Consider the following 21,919-nt stretch of genomic DNA (forward strand, 5'->3'; position numbering starts at 1 on the left):
GTGAGAAAACAAGTTAGGGTTATACGCCTAAGCTGTAAACCTAAATCAATAAACTTTAATCTATAAACGTAAAAGGCGTCTCCAGGGCAATAAGCCAATGGAGACGCCTTTCTTTTTACTACTACTATTCTTAATCTTTTGTTTGATTGTTTGAACTTTATTTACACCATAACGGAGAGGACAGAATAAAGCTGGAGAAGCGTAGCGTTCGCCTTTATCCCTGGATTTTACCCTTTGAAAAAGGGAAACCAAAAAAATCCGGGGATAACAGCGATCGAAAGATTGTTCTGTCCTCGTAGTGCTCCAGTGTAAATCTTGAAAGGTTCAACCTTTGCCAACAAAAGATTATCTTTCACCCATTTCCGTCAGCACTGTTGGCTGATAGCCATTGCGGCGGTTCGAGAACCACATGATTGCAAAGCCAACAGCACCGATCAGGGAGAAGAATACCCCGATGTTATACATCACTTCAGCACCAAAGCTCTGGAACAGCCAGCCGCCGAACAGACCGGCAATGACACCAGAGAGGCCGCCCCAGGCCATCGTATACACGGCCTGACCAGAGGAACGGTACGGCCTTGGAATGAACAGCATCGTCAGTTGAGTCCCTACATAGAAATACCCGCCGAACGTAATGGAGTGCATGAGCTGAATGAACACAATCTCTAACGGATTGTTCGCCAGGGCCATGAGCTGCCAGCGGATGGCGAACAGCAGACTGATCAGGATGAGCGACGAGAGAAGCATGCCCATTTTGCGTTTGAGAAAACGGTCCAGGAGCAAGAATACACCCACTTCAAGGATGGATGATGTGAAGATGGCCCAGCCAACCATCTGTTTATCGCCCCCCATTTCCACGATGTATAATGACATAAATGTACTGTTCATGGCGTTGGGTACGGAAACGAGTACCCCAAGCCCGATAAAGATCATAAAGTACGGATTGAACATCACCTTGCCGAAACGTCGAAAGCTCACAACAGGTGTATCTGAAGCGATCGGCTGTCTAGGTAGAAACAAGGCAAAGACAAAGGCAATGACAATCATGAAGGCAAATACAATCGATACACTGCCTGCTCCCAAGCGGTCAATCAGCGGTCCGGCAGCCGCAGCAGTCAGAGCCCAACCCAGCGACCCCCAGAGCCGAAACGTACCGAATTTCTGAGTCGTGCCATCGATATAACCGAGAATGAGGCTGTTGGTTTGGGCAAACAACGGACTTTGAAAAAAATAAAAAAAGATCATGGCTGCATAGATCCAGGCATACGTAGGCGCATAGAATACGGCCTGAGCAAGCACAAAGGTGCCACCCATCATCATCATCAGAATAATGCGAATATTGCGTGATTTATCGCTCCAGAAGCCCCAGAACGGATTAGCAAACAAGGATACAAACGGACCAATCGCCATCAGACTGCCAATCTCCAATTTGGTCATCCCGATTTCCTGCAAATACAACTGAAGAAAACCGGCGAAGATTGAAATGGCTCCATAAATGAAAAAGTTATATAGTTTCAGCGAAACCAAAGAGGGATTGCCTCTTCCGGGTGCATATCTATCCAATAGAGCCATTCCTTTCAGAATCATATTCTTCAATGTATCATTTGTTGAAAGGGTATTCAATGTATAGAATAAGTTTATTGAACGAGGAGGATTACCGTGAGCACGATGGAATGGACAGGTATTATATTGGCTGGAGGTTTATCCCGCCGTATGGGTTCTAATAAGGCATTATTGGAATGGAATGGTTACAGCGTGCTGGAGCAGGTCATCCAAGCGATGGCACCAGCTGTGAATGGTATTATCGTTTCCGCAGGAACCAACACAGCTGCATACAACGCATTGCCCTACGACTGCGTTCAGGATGATTACCCCGGAAAAGGGCCGCTCGCAGGGCTGCATGCCGCGCTGGGAGCCTCGGAAACAGACTGGAACCTCATCTGCGCCTGTGATATGCCACTGCTAAATTCATCCTTTTTCAAAGGTATGAAGTGGCTCGTCGAATCAGGTCAAGAGCATCACGCGATCATTCCGCGACTGGCAGGGCGTGTTCATCCGCTTGCAGGTGCATATCATAGACGTGTTCTTCCCGAACTTGAACAGCGCTTAATAGATAATAGACTGAAAGTAACGCAATGGCTTGAAGAGATCGGCTGCCGATATGTCGACGTTGATGAGTTGGAAAGCGTTGGTGTCCACGATGTGGCCATTCAGCTTAGTAATATGAATACCCCGGAAGAGTACGAGCATATTCGTAACCGATAATCCGGCCAGCCCATCAGTTCATTCATTATCTCATACCTTTCTCAGTCCGATTTGATCTCCCAACTCTGGTCCACTGGACCCGATTCGTTGGATAGATCCTGAACGGCGTTACGATATTGAAGTGGACTCTGGCCAGTCCATCGCTTGAATTGCCGACTGAAGTGCGACAGATGGGTATAGCCCAGCTTCCATGCGATTTCCCCCAAAGAGAGCTGCGGCTGTTCGATCAGCACTTTGGCTTCCTGCAGCTTCAGGCTGGATAAATAGGCCCGTGGAGATTGTCCGTACACCCTGCGGAAGATCTGCAGCCCATATCCCGGACTGATACCAAATGAGGATATGATCTGCTCCACTTTGACGGTGGATACATTGCCCTCTTTGATTCGGAGCTGCGTATGGAACGCCTGTTTGATGGCTTCTGCGATGGCCCCTGCATAATGCATGGCTGCGGGAGCTGGAGCATTAGGCGAAGCATCAGATCGGGTAGGCAGCGGTTCACGGTCAGCTGCCTGGGACAGCAGGGCAAACAATTCAAACATGCGTGCCTGCATGATAAATTTGTCTGTGGAAGTGTATGCCTCTGATGTTCTGATCATGTTCATCCAGTTCTCCAGGACAGGGCGCATTTGCATGTTATCTGTGGTGCCTGCCTCATAGATTCGGCTGTGATGTGACATCAGCTTCAGGGTAAATACGGGATCATCTACATTGAAATGAGCACTAAAATATGTCATGCCCTCTGATGATACACATTGGTTTGTATGTTTGAATCCTGGTGGAATCAGCAGAATCGAACCTTCCTCAACCGTATAGGTATACCCGTGAATTACACTCTCCTGAGTCCCCTTTATAATCAGCATAATTTCAAAGCCCGGATGGCATTCTTCCGGCATCGCCCAACCGTATGGAACTTGTTGGCTGTGCGCTCCATAGAATTTAATGTTACAGTCGATAATAGGCAACCAGTGAGCCAATGTATGATGTGGCATTTCTCGAAGCTGCGATCGGATATCCATGACATTCACCTCGGAAAAGGGTAAAAACAACTCGCCTTGTACAATCGGCACGCATAGTATACTTCATTATAATCAGTTTAACGCCAACATTGAAAATCGCAGAACAGGAGAGCGTTCGACAGATTGCTAAGTCTCTGATGTACTTCAATAGATAATAATGTAAACGTTATCATTTTTCAATTGCATCATTTCATTTTGTATAAATGCCAAGAGCTTCATACTTCCGGATGAAAAGGGGATTTTAACATGGACAAGTTATTGTACGGGGTAGCCTACTATGACGAATATATGCCTTATGAGCGATTGGACAAGGATATTCAGATGATGAAAGATGCAGGCATCAACGTGGTGCGGATTGCGGAATCAACCTGGAGTACGCATGAACCACAGAATGGCGTATTCGACTTCTCCTCAGTAGATCGTGTACTGGATGCCATGCATGCAGCGGGCATTCAGGTTATTGTGGGTACACCTACGTATGCTGTTCCGACGTGGATGGTCAAGGAGCACCCGGATGTTCTGGCAACAACGGCACAGGGACCGGGAAAATATGGAGCACGGCAGATCATGGATATCACACATCCAACGTATCTGTTCTACGCGGAACGCATCATTCGCAAGCTGATTTCCCGTGTCAGCAAACACCCTGCCGTGATTGGCTATCAGACGGATAACGAAACGAAGCATTACAACACTGCCGGAGATAATGTACAATTGCAATTCGTCAAATATATGCGTAACAAGTTCAGCTCATTGGATGATCTGAACAAGGAATTTGGTCTCGACTATTGGAGTAACCGTATCAATAGCTGGGAGGATTTCCCGTCTGTTGTTGGTACAATCAATGGCAGTCTGGGAGCTGAATTTGCTAAATTCCAGCGCCAACTGGTAACCAACTTTCTGGCGTGGCAGGTCGGAATTGTAAATGAGTACAAACAGGAAGGTCAGTTTGTCACCCAGAACTTTGACTTCGACTGGCGTGGATACTCGTACGGCATTCAGGGGGATGTGGACCATTTTGCCGCATCCAAACCTTTTGATATCACTAGTGTGGACATCTACCATCCGTCGCAGGATGATCTGACCGGCATTGAGATTTCATTCGGCGGTGACGTGGCACGTTCCACCAAACAATCGAACTATCTTGTACTGGAGACGGAAGCGCAGGCTTTCTGGCATTGGGTTCCCTATCCGGGACAGCTTCGCCTTCAGGCGTTTAGCCACCTGGCCTCGGGAGCAAACATGGTTGCTTACTGGCACTGGCATTCCTTGCATAATTCGTTCGAGACGTATTGGAAAGGGTTGCTGAGCCATGATTTTGAACCGAATCCGGTCTACAATGAGGCCAAAACAATCGGTAGGGATTTTGCCAGACTTAGCCCGCAACTGGTGAATTTGAAGAAAACGAATCGGGTAGCTATGCTGTTCAGCAATGAGGCGTTGACGTCGATCAAGTGGTTCGGATTTAATTTTAAGAGTGACAAAAAATACAACGACGTTATCCGCTGGATGTATGACGAATTATACAAAATGAATATTGGTTGTGATCTGATTGATCCGTCCGTGGAGAGTTATGAAGGCTATGATGTGATCGTTGTGCCTGCTTTGTACGCAGCTTCTGATGCCTTGCTTGAGAGGCTGAACGAATTTGTACAGGATGGTGGGCATGTCGTTTACTCCTTCAAGAGCGGATTCGCCAATGAGCATATTAAGGTCCGCTCTACCCGCCAGCCTGGACTGATCAGTGAGGCTTGTGGCATCAGTTACAACCTGTTCGTTGAGCCGAAAAATGTGTCGCTTCGAGATGATCCGTTCGAGGTTGGAGAGGAACAGAATCAGATTCACACCTGGATGGAACTGATCACACCAACAACTGCAGAAGTGCTGGCCTGGTATGATCATCCTCATTGGGGAGAATATGCGGCAATTACCCAGAATGCCTATGGCAAGGGCAAAGCAACGTACGTTGGATGTTATACCAGCTCCGAGGTGATCCGCAACGTGTTGGAGCGTGTCATGAAGGAAGCCGGACTGTGGGGAACCGATCAGGAATTGGCTTTTCCAATTATCGTTAAGAACGGAGTGAATGAGCAAGGGAATACGATTCGGTATTTCTTTAACTACTCCGATCAGGCGACTTCGTTCGTATATGCTTACGGGGACGGAACGGAACTTTTGGCAGGAACAGCGGTGTCCGGAGGGCAGAATATGGTGCTTGAACCATGGGGGTTCTGCATTATTGAGCAATAATGGGAAATCATAAATGAATTGACAAGTCTGTTTTCAATGATTATAAAAAGAATACCAAGACCAAAGCGCCCTCGGCTTCATGCTGGGGCGTTTATCTTATTTTAGCTCATAGCTCAGGAGTGGATGCCTCGTGTTTACCGAATTATATCGGAAGCTTACTGATCCGTTCAAACGCAGCATTCGCAACAAATTAATCCTCACCATGACGTTTCTGGCCATTCTGCCCGTAATTGCCATGACAGTTGTAGCAGCAGAAAATACCCGTTCTTCCATGGAAGAAGAGGTCATGGAGACCAACCGTGCGAATATGAATTGGGCCTCCATCTATTTGGGTGAACAATTCGCGCGGATGAACAATCTCATCTATTCCATTCAGATCAGTGATGAGCTGCATCAGTATTTGGCATTGAATCAGGATGCTCCAGCTGCCAGTCGATTCGATGAGCAGAAGGCTATGTTCAACATGCTGAACAGTGTATATTATTCAGCTGGTAACTATGTATTTGGCGTGGAATTATACCTGAAGGAACTGGACACGCTGTTCACCTTCAACTCAATGGAAAGCCGAATTCGATCGGTCCCGGACATTCCTGCGGCATACCATGAACTTTTTGAGCAGCATAAGGACTTTACGATTATTAATGATTCGAATGATCCGGAAAAGTTTCATATGACCCGCAGCATGAACCGTTTTGAGGATCAGGCGCAGATCGGCGCAATCAGTCTGGAAGTCAAGTGGGCCGAATTCAATCAAACGCTGGAATTGCTGGACAGCCGGGGCGATTATGCGGTGTACATCGCGGATAGTACAGGAAGCCCGGTTTATCAGCCAAACAAGGAGATACAGCCTTCAGCAGAGGCACTGGAAAAGCTTGCAGCTACGAAGGACAGTTCCGGCTTCATTCGAACAGCCAAGGAATATGTATTCTATCATGCCATTGATCCGTCAGGGATGCGTCTGATCAAAATTGTTCCTTCCCATGTTATCAATGAGAGTGCACTGGAAACGATGAAATATGGTCTTGTTGTAGGTGGGCTGGCTACCGTGGTTTCGGTGTTGTTGGCAGCATTTGTGGCTTGGCGAACATCTAAACCGATTGTCAGACTGGCGAATTCCATGAAGGGAATCCAGTTGATCAAGGACAAGGAAGTGGTCCGCAGTGGTCGGGTGGATGAGATTGGCCTGCTGGAGAAAAATCTGCATGGTATGGCAAGTCGCATTCGGGAGCATATCCGGGATAACTACCTCATGAATCTGGAGAAACAGACGGCCGAGCTCAAAGCGCTTCAGTCTCAGATTCATCCGCATTTTCTGCAAAATACGCTGCAGATGATCGGAGGTATGGTGTACTCACAGAAGCCGGCAGACAGTTACAAAGTTATTCGTGCATTAAGCGAGATGTTCCGTTATATTGTCAGAGCGCCGGATGGTCTCGTGCCATTGCAGTCCGAATTGGACCAACTGGAGCATTATATGCTCATCCAGAAGCAGCGTTTTGGCAGCAGACTTGAATATAAACTGGAGATTGAAGGCGGGCTCAGTGACTGCTACATTCCGAAGTTGTCCCTGCAACCGATTGTGGAGAATGCATTTGTCCATGGTCTGGAGAAAAAGCAGGGAGAGTGGAAATTGAACATTCAAGTTGTCCGGCTAGATCATGAGGTAACCATCCGCATTTCCGATAATGGGGTGGGCATGGATCAAGAAAGGTTGGCCGAGATGCAATCGAGACTGTCCAAGCTGTCCCAGCAAGGAGACAGAGTATGGAGCTCGAGCACCAGCATTGGCCTGGTCAATGCCGCATCACGCATCGTGATGCACTTTGGGCCTGCATACGGTATGAACATGGAGAGTGGGGAAGGACAGGGAACGAGTGTCACTGTTCGAATTCCTTGCCATACAGGAGGCGAGATCACGTGAACAAAGATCATTATAGAGTGCTATTAGTGGACGATGAGCCATGGAACAGAGATATTTTGCGCAATTTGGGCACGTGGGATGAGCTTGGCATGGTGGTAACAGGTGAGGCAGAGGATGGCGGAGAGGCGATCCGGTTGGTCGAGCAGCATCAGCCCCATATTATCATTACAGACATGCGTATGCCGGGTAAAGACGGGGTGGAGCTGCTTCAGACGCTAAGTGCACAATATCCGCATATCAAAGTGATTGTGGTTAGTGGATATGATGATTTCAATTATGCAAAACATGCGATTCGTCACCGTGCCGCTGATTATCTGCTCAAGCCGGTAAATCCCGATGAATTGAATAACGTTCTGGCCAAGTGTAAACGTGAATTGGAAAAGACCGAGTCCGGGCCGGAGTCATGGGAACCTTATCCTTCCGCTTTTTCTGGCGAGTTCTCGTTGTTCCAGCAGCAGGCACGCCTACGTTTTAACGACTTGAACGTTCAGGGATTGCATGAGCTGTTCGGGCAGCTGGAGCACCGACTTGATACCAGTGATATCCGAAGACCGCAACAGCTGGGGCGGATTGCATATGAATTGCAGACGCTGCTGGGCGAGCTTTGTGTTTCCAACGGCTTATGCGAGCAACCTGTAGCAGCTGTACTCCCGCCGCCAACTGCTCTGGCGTCCATCACATCGGCAGTGGACTGGATATCAGCGCCTTATTATACTTCGTTGGAGCAGCTGATTGCGCAGCGCAAATTCAAGAACAAGCTGAACCTGGATGAGGTGAAGCAATACATCGAGCAGCATTGCATGGAGATGATTACGCTGGAGCAGCTTGCCCAGATCTTTTTTGTCAGCAAAGAATATCTCAGCAAGGTGTTCAAAAAAGAATATAACGTGAATGTGACCGACTATATTGTCCAGTTACGGATGGCAAGAGCCAAGGAATGGGTGCTCGATGATCAGATTCCATTCAAACATATTGCCGAGATGACGGGTTATGAGGATGTATCGTACTTTTACCGGGTGTTCAAGAAACACTTCGGGGTTTCACCTGGAGAGATGCGAAAGGGACAACCTCGAATATCAGGTAACAGCCCTAAATAATTCATTCACAGAGAGTTTACTATTGGATTAAGGTTTAAAATAATCCAATAAACGAGTCTAATAATGTCCAATGAAGCGCTTTCATTTCGTGATATATAATGATCCTATGAAAGACAAACCAGTTACACCGGGAGGTCATAAGAGATGAAAGTATGGAAAAGCGTAGCAAGTGCGGTACTTGTGAGTGTTCTGCTCGCAGGCTGCGGTTCCAATGCGGGTACGGATGGTAAGGAGGAGGGGACTGCATCGGGCAGTACGGTGTCCCTCAAAGTATTCATTGCACAGCCGCGGCTGAAAGAACATTACGATAAATATATAGAACAGTTCAAAGCCAAGGAGAAAGCCGAAAAGAATATTGAGGTCAATGTACAACTGGAGATGCCGCCAGCAGATAATGCGCCGCAGATTCTGAAAACACGACTTGCCTCCAATGATGCACCGGACGTGTTCGCACTTCATGCGGTCAATGAAATCCCACCGTTCAGCAAAGCGGGTTATCTGGAAGATCTGTCGGGTCAACCTTTTGTCGATAAATTACTGGATTCCGTTAAGCCTTCCGTAACGGATGCGTCGGGTAAAGTCGTGGCCGTTCCTTTGGAAACGTTGTCTTGGGGATACCTGTACAATAAGGATATTTTCAAAGAGCAGGGGCTAGAGGTTCCTACCACCTTGACGGAAATGAAAGCGGTCGTGGAAAAGCTGAAAGCAGCCAACATCACACCGTTTGAACTGTCCTACAAAGAGGCCTGGATTCCACAACTCTTCTTGCCACTTACAGTAGGTGCACTGACTCAGTCAGAACATAAAGACTTCTTGGATAAGATGAATCAGGATCAAGGTTCCTTCTCGGATATGAAATCCTTGTTCGACATCTTCGATCTCGTCAATGCCAATGGAACGGAGAAAGCGCTCGAAGTGGGCGGCGATGATGGATCGGCAGCCTTTGCAACAGGCAAAGCAGCAATGTGGATTCAAGGACCTTGGTTCGCAGAAACCATCCTGAAGTCCAATCCGGATATCAACTTCGGCGTAGCTCCACTGCCGATCAATGACAACCCGGATGATACCAAAATCAACCTGAGCACATCGACTTCACTGGCCGTATCTTCCTCCAGCAAAAACAAGGAAGTGGCACTCGACTTCGTAAACTATGTTCTCGATGACAAGGATTCAAGTGCATTCTACGAAGCACTGAAATTCAATCCGGTTGCCAAAATTCATGACTTCAAAAGTTTCCCTTGGGTAGACGATGCCCTGAAATATGTTAATGAAGGCAAAGCGTATCAGGATCCATCCATTCCTCAAGCGGTTAAGGATGAATCAGGCAAAGCGCTGCAAGGTTACTACTCCGGACAACTGGATCAGCAGCAGGTGATTGATGCGCTCGACAAGGCGTGGAAATCCTACAACAAAGTCAACAAGTAAGCAGATGAAACGGCTGGCAGAACGGTCTTCGTTCCCCCGTTTCCGCGAGTCTGCTTATAGTGAAAAGGGGGAGAACCAATGGCTACGAATGTATTCAAGAAGTATCTGTCGCTGCTAGCGTTCACTGCGCCTGCCTTTATCATCTATGCCATTTTCCTGCTGTATCCTACATTTAGCGGCTTGTTCTACAGCTTGACGGACTGGAATGGTCTGAACCGGGATTATAGTTTTATCGGTTTGGGAAACTTCGTGGAGCTGTTCAAGGAAGATCCCGACTTTCTGAATTCCCTATGGTTCACGTTAAAATATGTGGTGTTTATGCTGATTCTGCAAAATGGAATTGCCTTGCTACTCGCCGTGTTCATTGAGACACGGACGCGCAGCAAGGGGTTATTCCGGACCCTGTTTTTCATGCCGAACATGATCAGTACGATCATCAGCGCCTTTATGTGGACATTCATCTTCTCCCAGGTGCTGCCGCAGCTGGCCGAGAAGTTGGCGGTCTCCTTTTTGGACCAACAGTGGCTGGGTGATCCGAAATTTTCATTCTACTCCATCCTGATCGTATCGCTCTGGAATGGTGTGGGGTACATGATGATCATCTATCTGGCTGCACTCCAGGGTGTGCCGAAGAGTCTGAAGGAAGCAGCTGTTATTGATGGAGCCAACGCGTTCCAGGTACTGCGTAATGTCGTATTGCCAATGATTACTCATGCGGTTACAATCTGTTTCTTCCTGACACTGAACGGTGCCTTCAAAGTATTTGAAGTTGTGTACGGTCTGACAGGTGGCGGTCCAGGCAGAGCCACTCAGGTCATTACGATGAATATCTATGAAGAGGCATTCTCCAACAATTTTAGATACGGATATGCCAGTGCCAAGTCGGTTGTGTTATTCGTCATCGTGCTCATCTTCACGCTCATTCAGATTACGGTGATGAAGAAGAAAGAGGTGGAAGCATGAGGATGCAACGAATTAACAGCTACCTTATTCGACTGCTGCTGGTGCTGGGCTCCCTCGTCGCAATGCTGCCAATCTACATGGCGATTGTGAACTCATTCAAAACACAAGGCGAAATGTTCCAGTCCTTTATAGCTCTCCCAACAACATTTCATTGGGAAAACTACTCGGATGCATTTCACAAAATCAATTTACTGGGCAGCTCCTTGAACTCGGCGATTGTATCCTTCCTGGGGATTGGCGGTATTGTATTCTGCGCTTCATTGGCCGGCTACAAGCTGTCGCGTACTTCAGGCAGATTGAGCAACCTGATTTTCTTCCTGTTCGTGGCATCCATGCTCGTTCCTTTTCACTCGATCATGATTCCGCTGACACGGGTTGCCAAAGGACTTCATGTCCAAGGAAGCACATACGGATTGGCCCTGATCTATATCGGACTTGGTGTGAACATGGCGATCTTCCTGTATCACGGGTTTGTTAAGTCCATCCCGCGTGAATTGGAAGAATCGGCACAGATGGATGGATGTAATGAGTTCCAGACGTTCTTCCAGATCATCTTCCCACTGTTGCTGCCAATTACGGTCACCATCGCCATCTTGGACTTCCTGTGGATCTGGAATGACTTCCTGTTGCCGCTGCTCATGCTGACGGATGTGAATCGTTATACGCTGATTCTGTCCACGAACATGCTGTTTGGCGAGTACAATAAGGAATGGCCGTTGATTCTGTCCTCCCTGGTACTTACCGCGATTCCGGTGGTTCTCATCTATGCGTTCTTCCAAAAGTTCATCATGGAGGGTATTGCAGAAGGTGCGGTAAAAGGGTAAGGAAAACCTGTCTGCGATCTAGACGAGACGTATCTGTCTTATTAATAACAAAACATGAAAGAACCGCCTTGATCTGAGGGATGTCACTCCTTCCGATCATGGCGGTTCTTTCATTTCATGATGACATCAGCTTCTTGACTGCCTGTGCCAGCAAGTGAAGACCACGCTCCATCTCATCCGGTGAAGCATAGGCATAGGACAGACGAATGTGCTCTGCATCTAGGCGGTCATAGAGATAACCCGGATGAATCAGCACATGATTCTCCAGACAGGCATGGAACAGTTCGCGAATGGATAGAGGACTGGCGGTAAATCGGAGCCAGATATAAAAGCCTCCGGCAGGTATGCTCCACTCAGCGAGTTCACTGAAATCGCGTTGCAGAAGCTCAAGCATAAAGTCTCTGCGTTTGCGAAGTTCTGGCCGCAGGCGATCCATATGCTGCTCGTGGTATCCATCCGCAAACCAGAGTGCAGCAGCCTCCTGAGCGAGGGAGCTGGTGCCATAATCCGTCTGCATCTTGATGTCTGCGAGGCGACGGATGACCGGCTCCGGCCCAACTAGCCAGCCGAGGCGCAGACCGGGGCTGACCGCCTTGGACAAGGTGCCCATGTGCAGCACCCGTCCTTCTTTATCACGCGCTTTCAGTGATGGCGGCGGGGGCTCGTCCAGCCACAGGTCGCTGTACGCGGCATCCTCCAATATGGAGATGCCGATGTTCCGCGCTGTGGCGAGCAGTTCTTCCCGGCGGCTGTCACTCATGACGGAGCCGGTAGGATTGTGGAAGCTCGGAATCGTATAGAGCAGCGAGATGCTTTCCCTGTTTGCATTATTCTGTACGGCATCTTCCAGACGCGGAGTGTGTAATCCCTCGGCATCCATCGGAATGCCACTCATTTTCAATCCTGCCGATTGGAAGGCATGAATGGAGTACAGATAAGATGGTTTTTCCAGCAGGACTGCCGATCCGCGGGGCAGAAGCCCAACTGAAATAAGGTGCAGTGCCTGGAGAGAGCCTGATACGATCAGAATGGAGTCAGGGGAGGCTTGGATGCCTCTTGCTTGCAAGTAAACGGACAATGCCAGACGGAGCTCCAGACTACCCTGAGGTTCGAGGTAGTTTAGTGTACGAGAACGACTGGATAGAGCAAGGAGGATGTCGTTAAAAGCCTCCTGGGGCATCAGCTCAGGTGCAAGCTCACCTGTACCAAGCCTGATGATGCCTGGCTGGAACTCAGCCCGGTTAATCTGCTGTACCTCTGGCAGATTGGGGTAATACCAGCCTTCTTCGATGGCTTCCTCCCAGTTGGGTAGGGCTCCGTGAGCCAGCGCATGCCAGCCAGAGCCACAGACATATGTTCCGCCGCCATGTCTGCCTTCAATCATGCCTGAGGCGGCCAGGTTTTCCAGCGCAGTAACCAGCGTGCTGCGATTCACACCCATGGATTGAGCCAATGTTCGTTGTGAAGGAAGCCGATATCCTGCTGTCCATTCGCCGGCAGTAATTTTCTCACTGATATAGACTTCAATCTGTCGGTACAGAGGTAGGGAATGGGAGGGGTCCGGCTTCCAGCTGCCCCCCTGTCGAGAATCGGAACGATTCATGGGCAGGTTTGCCTCCTTTATAGAATGAGTGATGGGATTTACATTTTCTCTTATTTTGAATACTATATCATTTGGTTGGGTCCAGTGCCATCCAAGTGGTTGGTTACGCCTGATGTTATCTCTACTACTATGGAGACATATCTAAGGGGGATGAACGATGGGGGTAATTATTCACGCGGTGGTGCTGGCATTTGGCCTGATTTTGCCACTCGGTGTACAAAATGTGTTTATTTTTAATCAGGGCATGAGTCAGCGAAGTTATGCACGGGCGCTGCCAGCGATAGTAACCGCAGGACTCAGTGATACGTTGTTGATTGGAGCAGCCGTCGGAGGGGTGTCCCTCATTTTACTGCAATGGCCGGTGCTGGCGAATGTATTGTATGCAGGAGGGAGTGTGTTTTTGCTCTATATGGCATGGAGCATTTGGAAGTCTTCCGGGCCTGCGAATAGTTCAGCAGCAGTGCTGTCTGCGGGAAGACAGATTGCCTTTGCTGCTTCCGTTTCCTTACTTAACCCACATGCCCTGCTGGACACGGTAGCCGTAATCGGCACCAGTTCACTTCAATACGAGGGGGTGGCACGCTTTTATTTTGCAATAACGGCGGCAGTGGTATCATGGGTATGGTTTCTGGGACTGGCAGGTGCAGGCAGGCTAGTAGGTAGAACAGATCGTACAGGCCGGATCAGTGTTTTCTTCAATCGATTGTCCGCTGTAGTCATGGTCGGAATGGCAGGCATGATGCTGTGGAAGCTGATCGTATCGTAAAAATAGAAAAGAATCCCCTCACGGTAAACGTGTGGGGATTGTTTATATGCTGGCCTTATAGTTAATGCGCCAAATGAGTATTTTATCTTATTCTGCCTTCAATAGCATGGATTCAATAAAAGCTTTGAGATCCTGAGATGCATTGTTCAGTTGATCAATCACCTCGCTGAACTCGGTGACGAGTTCGGCCTGCTGGTTGCTGGATTGGGCGATGGATGTAATCTCCTGTTCCATCTGACGAATGGAATGTTGTACTTCCTTCAAGGAGCGTTCAATGTTCACTGTAGCTTCTTTGGTTCCGGTGGATAATTTGCGTACTTCGGTAGCAACAACGCCAAAGCCAGCGCCTGCTTCTCCTGCTCGAGCCGCTTCAATAGCAGCGTTCAGACCCAGCAGGTTCGTCTGCTCCGAAATTTCACGAATGAATGAAGCGACCTTGGTGACTTCACTGGAATTTTGCACCGCCATCCGTGTGTTGTCCAAAATCTGTGAAGATGAAGCGGTCAGTTGCTGGGATTGAGCCGCTACGGTCTGAACCATATCGGTTAACTTACCGCTGATTTCCCCGATCAATTCGGTGAAGTGCCCCAGTTTTTCCTCGTTTTTGAGTGAAAATCCAATGGCTAATGCGCCTACGATCTGGCCTGCTTCATCGCGAAGTGGGGTAGCCGCAGAGTTAATGGGAGTCCCGTAATGATGCGCTTCAATACGATTGGCTGAAGTCTCACCATGGATAAGCGCCCGGCGTAGTGTAGGATCTTCAAGCGAGATCGGATCTCCAGCCTTGATACCCAGATCAAGATCTTCGCTCCGTACGTAATACCGGAACTGCTCCATATCGGTAACAGCAATCATCAAATCATTTTCCTTGAGCATGATTTTAAAATACGGGCTTGCTGCAACAAGTGCTTCAACAATATTCAATTGGATCAACTCCTATATATGTGTGCGTATGATCGTGATGTATTGTATATTCATCGTCAGAATTGCGTGATTCTTGAAGGCCTAAAGAGGGCAAAAAGCAGATTAATTTTATTTTAATTTTGGGATCAGGAAAATTGATCAACAAGGTTAGACAAAAGAAGAATACATGATAAAAAAGCTGCTGAGGATCATCTGACCTCAGCAGCTTTTAGTACATCGATAATGGCTGTATTTTGTGAAGTATATCGGGTGCTTACGTTTGTTATATCTGCCTGCTCTGATGCACATAAATATGGATGTGTTACCCGCCACATCACGCTGGCCTATCCACCAATCTGGGACATGCGTCGTACAGTCGGTGTATGACTTTGCATTTTTTGCTCCAGGGCAAGCGCCATTTCATGATTCTTCGGTTTGGTGCCAAGAGCCTTGAGGAAGAGAGCTGCCATAGCATCGGGGGCATCTACGAAGCGGCGAACATTGTATTCATCCGACCAGTACAGACAAGCTTTGATATGCCCGTCTGCTGTCAGGCGGAGTCGGTTGCAGTTATCACAGAAGTGATCACTGACCGGATGGATTAATCCAAATGTTCCTTGTGAACCGGCAATCTTCATGTTTCGTGATGGACCATTACCTGCCGGACCTGCCGTACTTTCCACCGTCCAGCCAGCCTCCGCGCATACATCGGTGACTGCTTCCAGCGGCAAATACGATTTGCGCCATGAATCTGAAGCCTGCCCAATCGGCATATATTCAATGAAGCGCACATGCAGTGGCTGATCTATGGTCATGGCAATGAAATCTTTGATCTCATCATCATTGATGCCCTTCATTAAGACGACATTCAGCTTGATCGGAGCAAGTCCAACTGCCGTGGCGGCTTCAATGCCTTTCAGCACCTTATTTACATCCCCGCCGCGAGTAATCATGGAGAAACGGCTCGCTTGCAGGGAATCCAGACTGATGTTAATCCGGTTCAGTCCGGCGTCCTTAAGGGCCTGAGCCTGTTTGTCCAGCAGCAATGCATTGGTAGTTAACGCAATATCTTCAATCCCGTCAATGGCCGAGATCATACTTACGAGTTGATGCAGATCTTTCCGTACCAGAGGCTCGCCTCCGGTCAGACGGACTTTGCGCATTCCCATTGGAGCTAGCACTTTGAGTACCTGTGCGATTTCCTCGTAGCTCATAATTTGGTCATGCGGGGCAAATTCCATGCCTTCTTCGGGCATACAGTACACACAACGCAAATTACAGCGGTCCGTAACAGAAATACGGATGTAGTCATGTATTCTGCCAAAAGAATCCTGGAGCATTTCCATGCAGACCACCCTTTCATTGATTCAAATTGGAAAGCTTCTATATGAAATGAACCGACAATATCTAAACGAACAGTTGCATCAAATTTTAGCTATTTCTCCAATCCGCGTCAATGATGACCTCAGATAATTACGTTTTTATCGGGATGGGTCAGTTGGAATTGTCCGACAAGCTGCTGCAAGAAGACCGTGATGGCTTCCACATTGTGCGATGAATGCTGAACGTGCAGCATGTCGTTAATAAGCTCGACCATCTCGGCTTCCACCTCCGAAGACGTGGAACGATTTTTGTGGCTGATGGCAGCGATATTCTCCATCAATACCACGACCTGATCCACAACCTGTGTTCTTTGAGGTTCTTCAGCCGTCGCACTTTGGAGTAACTGCGAAGCAGCCTGAACAAGCGTTGTGCCTTCAGCCAGCACCTGATCGCCTTCCTTGATGGATTGCGAGGCTGCTCCTGCCGCTACAGAGATATTATCCAGAATCTGATGAATATCTTCCGTGGAGGAACGGGATAATTCGGCCAGCTTGCGGATCTCACCAGCAACGACGGCAAATCCACGTCCGAGTTCGCCAACATGAGCTGCTTCAATGGAAGCATTCAGTGCGAGCAGATTGGTCTGTGCCGAAATTTCATCAATGACAGCAAGTGCGCGGTAGATGTCCTGCATGGTCGCCATAAAGGATAAAATCGTATGGTTGGTGTCGGACACGGCTCCCGAGATCTGGGTCATTTTGTCTCCGATACGCTCCACTTCCTGACGGGCAACGTCAATCTGCTCGGTGGCAGACACTTCAAGCTGCTGAAGGGTGAGGCGCATTTCGTCGGCGGCTACTTTGGCCTGATCCAGGTCCTCAAGCTGTTTGCGTATCCCCTGAATCATGGAGCCAAGTTTGAGATTTACACGTTCGGTTGTTCCCTGTGTAGTTTCCGTTGACGTCCGCATTTGGTGCTGGTTGTTCATCACATCCACGGTGGCAAGCTGTACTTTGAGCATAATTCCTTCCAGAGAGTCAATCATATTGTTGATCCATTTCGCCAGTTCACCTGATTCATCCTGGGCAAAAGCCGACGTATCCAGACGCTGGGTCAGATCGCCCTTGCCTTCTGCGTTAATTCGAATAAATCGGCTAATGCGGCGCAAATCCTCATGGACCCGTTGAACATGTTTCCGTTGCAGCTGGTTTGCGGTCAGAAATCCATAGATGATATTAAAGGCAGCGATGGCTGCTGCGCTCCATGCACTTCCAGTCAGCGCATATACAATTGCCGCTCCTGCAATGCCTGACAACAGGATGTATAAGCTGTGCTGCTTGAATTGGCGCCAGCCAATGCTGCGTATACGATAAACTTCCTCCAGATCGCCTTCACACATCATGCCCCACAGATCCGGACAATGGGGGAGCTGGAACGTGATGCCTTTACCAATAACTGAAATATGACGATAGTCCGAATAACCTGGAAAAGCCACAAACAGATTGGAGCCATTGCAAATGGTATTCGCTACACCAGGATGAAGTTCGTTGGTGGAAGGATCGGTAAACATCAGTTCCAATTCGGTATGTTCTTTAACAGATACAACGCCCCATGCGGTGGTTACGCCGTCTTTCAGATTCTCCCCATGAGTGAATGTATGATCCTCGAAGCGGCTGCGGGACAGGGCAGTCCCGGGTTGAAGCGTGGGCCGCAGTTTTGATTCAGCCATAAAAAGATAATTATCCCCCGAATCAGGGTAGATGTGGCCTGATTCACGCTGGATCAGATCACCCAATACATCATTAGGCACACGACTGCACAGGGAACCGATGTAACGGCCGTTTTCCATGATCGGTACGATAAACGTCAAGGTTACATCATCGTGAAACGTGGAAGAACGTGGTCCAATTTCTAGTGTGAGCGGATCAGAATAAGGTCCAAACAGGCACTTTTGTCCGTTGATATCCGCTTGGGTATACCTTAATCCTGGCCCGATCAAAGCATTTCCATCTTCGTAGACTTGTCCAATATGTTTCTTATATGTAGAAAATACAACCTGATTTTGCTCGTTAAGCATAAAAAGCTCAGTACAATCCGTAGCGCGTACATAACTTGCTGCGAACCATACCTCCAATCCGTGTACATCTTCTGTGCCTTGTAACATACCTTGCGGATGAACAGCTCGTACCTGCTGAAGCAATCGATCCAGATGATTCCACTGCTCCTCAGCCCAATCCATCAAGAGCTGCCGCCGGGTCTCGGCGATGCCCTCAAAGATTTCCTCTACGTCTTGCTTCATATTTTCATTCAACCGATACGACCGCCACAGCGGCCACCCTTTTCTCCATCCCAGCCAATCAAACATACGGACCACCCCGATTTCTGATTTTAAAAATCTTTTGCGAGACTGTTCGGAAACGCGATTATCCAGCCACTATGGGTGGTGGACGGGAATCAATGACACCGCCTTCATGATCCCAGAACCAGACACCGTATCGGGGCGAGATTTCACGTCCTTCTATATGAGCATTTTGCAAAATGCTGTTATCAATGTTTATACAAGAAAATCAACAAGAATACGAGGGTATATGTCATATTTTCCGAATATTTATTCAATAAATACAAATGATTATGCGCCTTTACTTGGATATTACAAGAGTTCTGTGTGAGTGAAGCAGATGTAAGATAACATACACGGACATTGACATGTTTAGGACTGAGAATCGGTATCATTTTACAATGTGTAACATGAACAGGCCCATACTCAAAACAGTCTGTATAATGTAATCCCCGCCCAAAGATATATAGTATTACCTAACAAGCAAAACCTGTTACGTTCGTGTATATAAACCTTCCATTCAGCCTTGGTGTGAAAAGATTGCGAGCTTCCCGCGAAAAGGAGAATGCCCATGTCCTCAATCATCGTCCCAGACACCTGCCATATTGAGCTGGATCACGTGTCCGTTGTATTTGGCAGTGGAGCACAACAAGTTACCGCCCTGTCCGACGTTTCGTTTCAAATCCATTCCAATGAATTTGTCTCTCTGCTTGGCCCCTCGGGGTGTGGCAAGTCCACACTGCTGCGACTCGTAGCCGATTTGCTCCAGCCAACGAAAGGCAGCATCCGGGTTGCCGGGGAAGAACCAGAGCGGGCGCGGTTGCAGCGCCAGTTCGGTATTGTCTTCCAGACTCCAGCTCTGTTCGATTGGCGCACGGTACGCCACAATGTGGAGCTTCCCCTGGAGCTGCTCGGCACAAGCAGGAAGGAGTGCCGCCGCATAAGTGGTGAACTGCTTGAAATGGTCGGGCTGACCCGCTTTGCTGACCATTATCCGTGGCAGCTCAGTGGGGGCATGCAGCAGCGCGTTTCCATTGCACGTGCACTCGCGCTTGATCCGCCATTGCTGCTTATGGATGAACCTTTCTCCGCATTGGATGAATTCACGAAGGAGAAGCTGCAACTGGAACTACTAGATATTAAGCGATCTACAGGCAAGACATTCCTTTTTGTTACACACAGCATCCCCGAAGCCGTATTTCTATCTGACCGCATCATCGTCCTTTCCGCACATCCCGGTCAGGTGCACTCCATTCATTCCGTCAACCTGCCAGCCGAGCGGGATCGAGAGCTGAGGGAAACCGAAGCCTTTTACCGCATGATGACCACCATCCGCAATTGTTTCTATGAGGAGCGTGATCCAATCCATGTTCCTGCACACCAATAAGCTGGGTTTTCGCTCCTGGGTAGTGATCTGGATTTTGTCCGTATTGCTGCTGTGGGAAGGTATCGCCTGGATTCTCCACTTGTTCTTGTCACCCCAGCAGGCAGCATCCCGTCTTCCTTATCTGCACGAGGTTCTAGCAGCCTTGTTTCGTTACTCAGGCACATTGGCTGAACAGGGGGCCGTAACGTTTGGGAATGCAGCAATTGGTTTTGCCGGTGGAACTGTGTTAGGCCTGTTGCTGGCCCTGCTCATGAGTGTGGCGGTTTGGGTGGAGCGTACCTTATCTCCGTATGTCATCTCTTCCCAGATGGTGCCCGTAATCGGTCTTGCGCCCATTGTCTATGGCATTATCCATAACGCCGAGTGGGCCCGAATTATAATGGCGGCTTACGTTACGTTCTTCCCGATTATCATCCACACACTCAAAGGATTAAAAAGTGCAGCGCCGGAGCATCTGGAGCTTATGCGTTCCTGTGGAGCTTCCCTGCCTGCTCGTTATATCAAATGTTTGCTGCCTTCTGCGCTACCGGGTCTGTTTTCCGGTATGAAAATAGCTGCTCCACTTGCAGTCACCTCTTCCATTGTGGTGGAGCTAATGGGAGCGCCGGATGGACTTGGCGTACTGATGGTCAGTTCCTTGTATTACGGCAGTGCCCAAATCGGCATGTTCTGGGCAACCATCATGCTCAGCATTGGCATTGGACTCATCTCGTATCTTGCCATCAGCCTTGCTGAGCGCTGGCTAACCCCATGGCAGCCTGAATTCAGGGCCAAGGGAGGGCATGCTGCATGATGAATGAACGTGTGATGGTAAGCCGCAAAGGTGAGGAGGGTGCGACGGCAGCTGTCTCAAGCACGGCATCTATTGGGGAGTCTATCGCGGATTCGGTTAGGGTACCATCTCCTTCAAGTACGGATATCGATGGACATCAGGGACAAGCCGCACAGAGGCCGCTGGGCAGCAGTGTTCGCAAAAGATCAATTGGATTGCGCCTACTGCCGTGGCTTGCCGGAGCCTTATTTCTAACCCTGTGGCAGCTTCGATTGTTCCATCAGTTATTCTCGCTTGAAAGTTACCAACTGCCTGTTCCGTCAGCGATTGCAGCGTCCATCAGGGAAAATGCAGAGATGCTTTTCCGATACGCGATGTATAGCGGAACCGAGATGCTGGGTGGCTTTCTGCTCGGCTCCTTGCTGGGAGCCTTGGCCGCTGCGGGTGCATCCTTCTTCCCGACGAGCGGCAGGGCGGCGGTTGCCGTGATGTCAGCACTGAACGCCGTTCCGATTGTTGCGCTGGCCCCGATTATGAACAACTGGTTTGGGGATGGTATCTGGTCTCGAATTGCCGTCGTGGCTGTAATTACGATGGCTGCCATGGCTGTGAGTTTATTCAAGGGCTTGACCTCGATTCAGCCGCAATACAGTGATCTGATGGGTGGTCTTGCCGCCAGTAGGATGCAGTTTTTCTTGAAGCTACGCTGGCCACATGCGCTACCTTCCCTCTTCGCAGGTCTGAAAATTAATATGTCGACCAGCATTATTGGCGCCATTGTGGGTGAATTTTTCATCGCCTCCCAGGGGCTGGGTTACTTGCTCTCAGATCAGATCCGACTGGCAAACATGCCACTTGCCTGGTCCTGTATTGTTATCGCCGCCGTGCTCGGTATTGTGTTGTATGAAGCCGTCGTTCTGGCCGAGAAACGGCTGACCCCGTGGAATCGTGCACATACAGATCCTTAAAGCTCATTAAGATACCAACCTTCCACAGATCGATTGACTCGTGAAGCAGGCTTCACAGTACCTGATTGAAGATCCTTATATAAACAGGGGGTTGTTCT

17 protein-coding genes are annotated in these 21,919 nt (G+C 48.7%); 11 read left to right on the forward strand and 6 right to left on the reverse strand.

What is annotated here, in order from left to right; translation table 11 throughout:
* Positions 1 to 345 precede the first annotated feature (345 nt).
* Positions 346 to 1,572, reverse strand: coding sequence for an MFS transporter (locus MHB84_RS15535; RefSeq protein WP_076287727.1), 1,227 nt, complete (start codon positions 1,570 to 1,572; stop codon positions 346 to 348).
* A gap of 96 nt (positions 1,573 to 1,668) precedes the next feature.
* Here MHB84_RS15535 and mobA point away from each other — a divergent pair, with 96 nt between their 5' ends.
* Entirely contained in the window at positions 1,669 to 2,265 is a 597-nt protein-coding gene (gene mobA, locus MHB84_RS15540; protein ID WP_076287728.1) for a molybdenum cofactor guanylyltransferase, read from the forward strand.
* Between the two features lie 41 nt (positions 2,266 to 2,306).
* Here the strand turns inward: mobA and MHB84_RS15545 are convergent, their stop codons facing one another.
* A complete protein-coding gene (locus MHB84_RS15545) occupies positions 2,307 to 3,281 on the reverse strand; it encodes an AraC family transcriptional regulator (RefSeq protein ID WP_076287544.1) in 975 nt (324 codons plus the stop codon).
* 246 nt (positions 3,282 to 3,527) lie between these two features.
* On the opposite strand from MHB84_RS15545, the gene MHB84_RS15550 reads away from it, so the two are divergent.
* From MHB84_RS15550 to MHB84_RS15575, 6 genes are all read left to right on the forward strand, one after another.
* Positions 3,528 to 5,531, forward strand: coding sequence for a beta-galactosidase (locus tag MHB84_RS15550; RefSeq protein WP_076287545.1), 2,004 nt, complete (start codon positions 3,528 to 3,530; stop codon positions 5,529 to 5,531).
* 130 nt (positions 5,532 to 5,661) lie between these two features.
* Positions 5,662 to 7,452 (forward strand): sensor histidine kinase, encoded by a 1,791-nt coding sequence (locus MHB84_RS15555; RefSeq protein WP_076287546.1) that lies wholly within the window; start codon positions 5,662 to 5,664, stop codon positions 7,450 to 7,452.
* The gene (locus tag MHB84_RS15560) at positions 7,449 to 8,549 is read left to right on the forward strand and encodes a response regulator (protein ID WP_076287547.1); all 1,101 of its coding nucleotides are present in this window, start codon (positions 7,449 to 7,451) and stop codon (positions 8,547 to 8,549) included. The genes MHB84_RS15555 and MHB84_RS15560 overlap by 4 nt, the downstream gene beginning before the upstream one ends.
* Positions 8,550 to 8,693: 144 nt before the next feature.
* Positions 8,694 to 9,974, forward strand: a complete 1,281-nt coding sequence (locus tag MHB84_RS15565) for an ABC transporter substrate-binding protein (protein ID WP_076287548.1) — start codon at positions 8,694 to 8,696, stop codon at positions 9,972 to 9,974.
* Between the two features lie 78 nt (positions 9,975 to 10,052).
* The gene (locus tag MHB84_RS15570) at positions 10,053 to 10,937 is read left to right on the forward strand and encodes a carbohydrate ABC transporter permease (RefSeq protein WP_076287549.1); all 885 of its coding nucleotides are present in this window, start codon (positions 10,053 to 10,055) and stop codon (positions 10,935 to 10,937) included.
* On the forward strand, positions 10,934 to 11,761 hold the full coding sequence (locus MHB84_RS15575; protein WP_076287550.1) for a carbohydrate ABC transporter permease: 828 nt from the start codon (positions 10,934 to 10,936) through the stop codon (positions 11,759 to 11,761). Before MHB84_RS15570 ends, MHB84_RS15575 begins: the two co-directional genes overlap by 4 nt.
* 115 nt (positions 11,762 to 11,876) lie before the next feature.
* On the opposite strand, the gene MHB84_RS15580 is transcribed toward MHB84_RS15575, so the two are convergent.
* Positions 11,877 to 13,364 (reverse strand): aminotransferase-like domain-containing protein, encoded by a 1,488-nt coding sequence (locus MHB84_RS15580; protein ID WP_076287551.1) that lies wholly within the window; start codon positions 13,362 to 13,364, stop codon positions 11,877 to 11,879.
* Positions 13,365 to 13,521: 157 nt separating this feature from the next.
* On the opposite strand from MHB84_RS15580, the gene MHB84_RS15585 reads away from it, so the two are divergent.
* A complete protein-coding gene (locus tag MHB84_RS15585; RefSeq protein ID WP_076287552.1) occupies positions 13,522 to 14,130 on the forward strand; it encodes a LysE/ArgO family amino acid transporter in 609 nt (202 codons plus the stop codon).
* Positions 14,131 to 14,217: 87 nt separating this feature from the next.
* On the opposite strand, the gene MHB84_RS15590 is transcribed toward MHB84_RS15585, so the two are convergent.
* From MHB84_RS15590 to MHB84_RS15600, 3 genes are all read right to left on the reverse strand, one after another.
* Positions 14,218 to 15,054, reverse strand: coding sequence for a methyl-accepting chemotaxis protein (locus MHB84_RS15590; protein ID WP_076287553.1), 837 nt, complete (start codon positions 15,052 to 15,054; stop codon positions 14,218 to 14,220).
* A 323-nt stretch (positions 15,055 to 15,377) separates the two neighbouring features.
* A complete protein-coding gene (gene moaA / locus MHB84_RS15595; protein ID WP_076287554.1) occupies positions 15,378 to 16,379 on the reverse strand; it encodes a GTP 3',8-cyclase MoaA in 1,002 nt (333 codons plus the stop codon).
* Between the two features lie 119 nt (positions 16,380 to 16,498).
* Positions 16,499 to 18,721, reverse strand: coding sequence for a methyl-accepting chemotaxis protein (locus MHB84_RS15600; protein ID WP_076287555.1), 2,223 nt, complete (start codon positions 18,719 to 18,721; stop codon positions 16,499 to 16,501).
* Between the two features lie 544 nt (positions 18,722 to 19,265).
* Between MHB84_RS15600 and MHB84_RS15605 the strand changes: the two genes are divergently transcribed.
* The 3 genes from MHB84_RS15605 to MHB84_RS15615 are packed head-to-tail and all read left to right on the forward strand — an operon-like array spanning position 19,266 to position 21,821.
* On the forward strand, positions 19,266 to 20,081 hold the full coding sequence (locus MHB84_RS15605) for an ABC transporter ATP-binding protein (RefSeq protein WP_076287556.1): 816 nt from the start codon (positions 19,266 to 19,268) through the stop codon (positions 20,079 to 20,081).
* On the forward strand, positions 20,041 to 20,874 hold the full coding sequence (locus tag MHB84_RS15610) for an ABC transporter permease (protein WP_246317992.1): 834 nt from the start codon (positions 20,041 to 20,043) through the stop codon (positions 20,872 to 20,874). The genes MHB84_RS15605 and MHB84_RS15610 overlap by 41 nt, the downstream gene beginning before the upstream one ends.
* Entirely contained in the window at positions 20,871 to 21,821 is a 951-nt protein-coding gene (locus MHB84_RS15615) for an ABC transporter permease (RefSeq protein ID WP_256716715.1), read from the forward strand. The genes MHB84_RS15610 and MHB84_RS15615 overlap by 4 nt, the downstream gene beginning before the upstream one ends.
* Positions 21,822 to 21,919 lie beyond the last annotated feature (98 nt).

The organism is Paenibacillus sp. FSL F4-0087 (genome assembly GCF_038020215.1).
In the GTDB taxonomy this organism is placed as follows: domain Bacteria; phylum Bacillota; class Bacilli; order Paenibacillales; family Paenibacillaceae; genus Paenibacillus; species Paenibacillus taichungensis.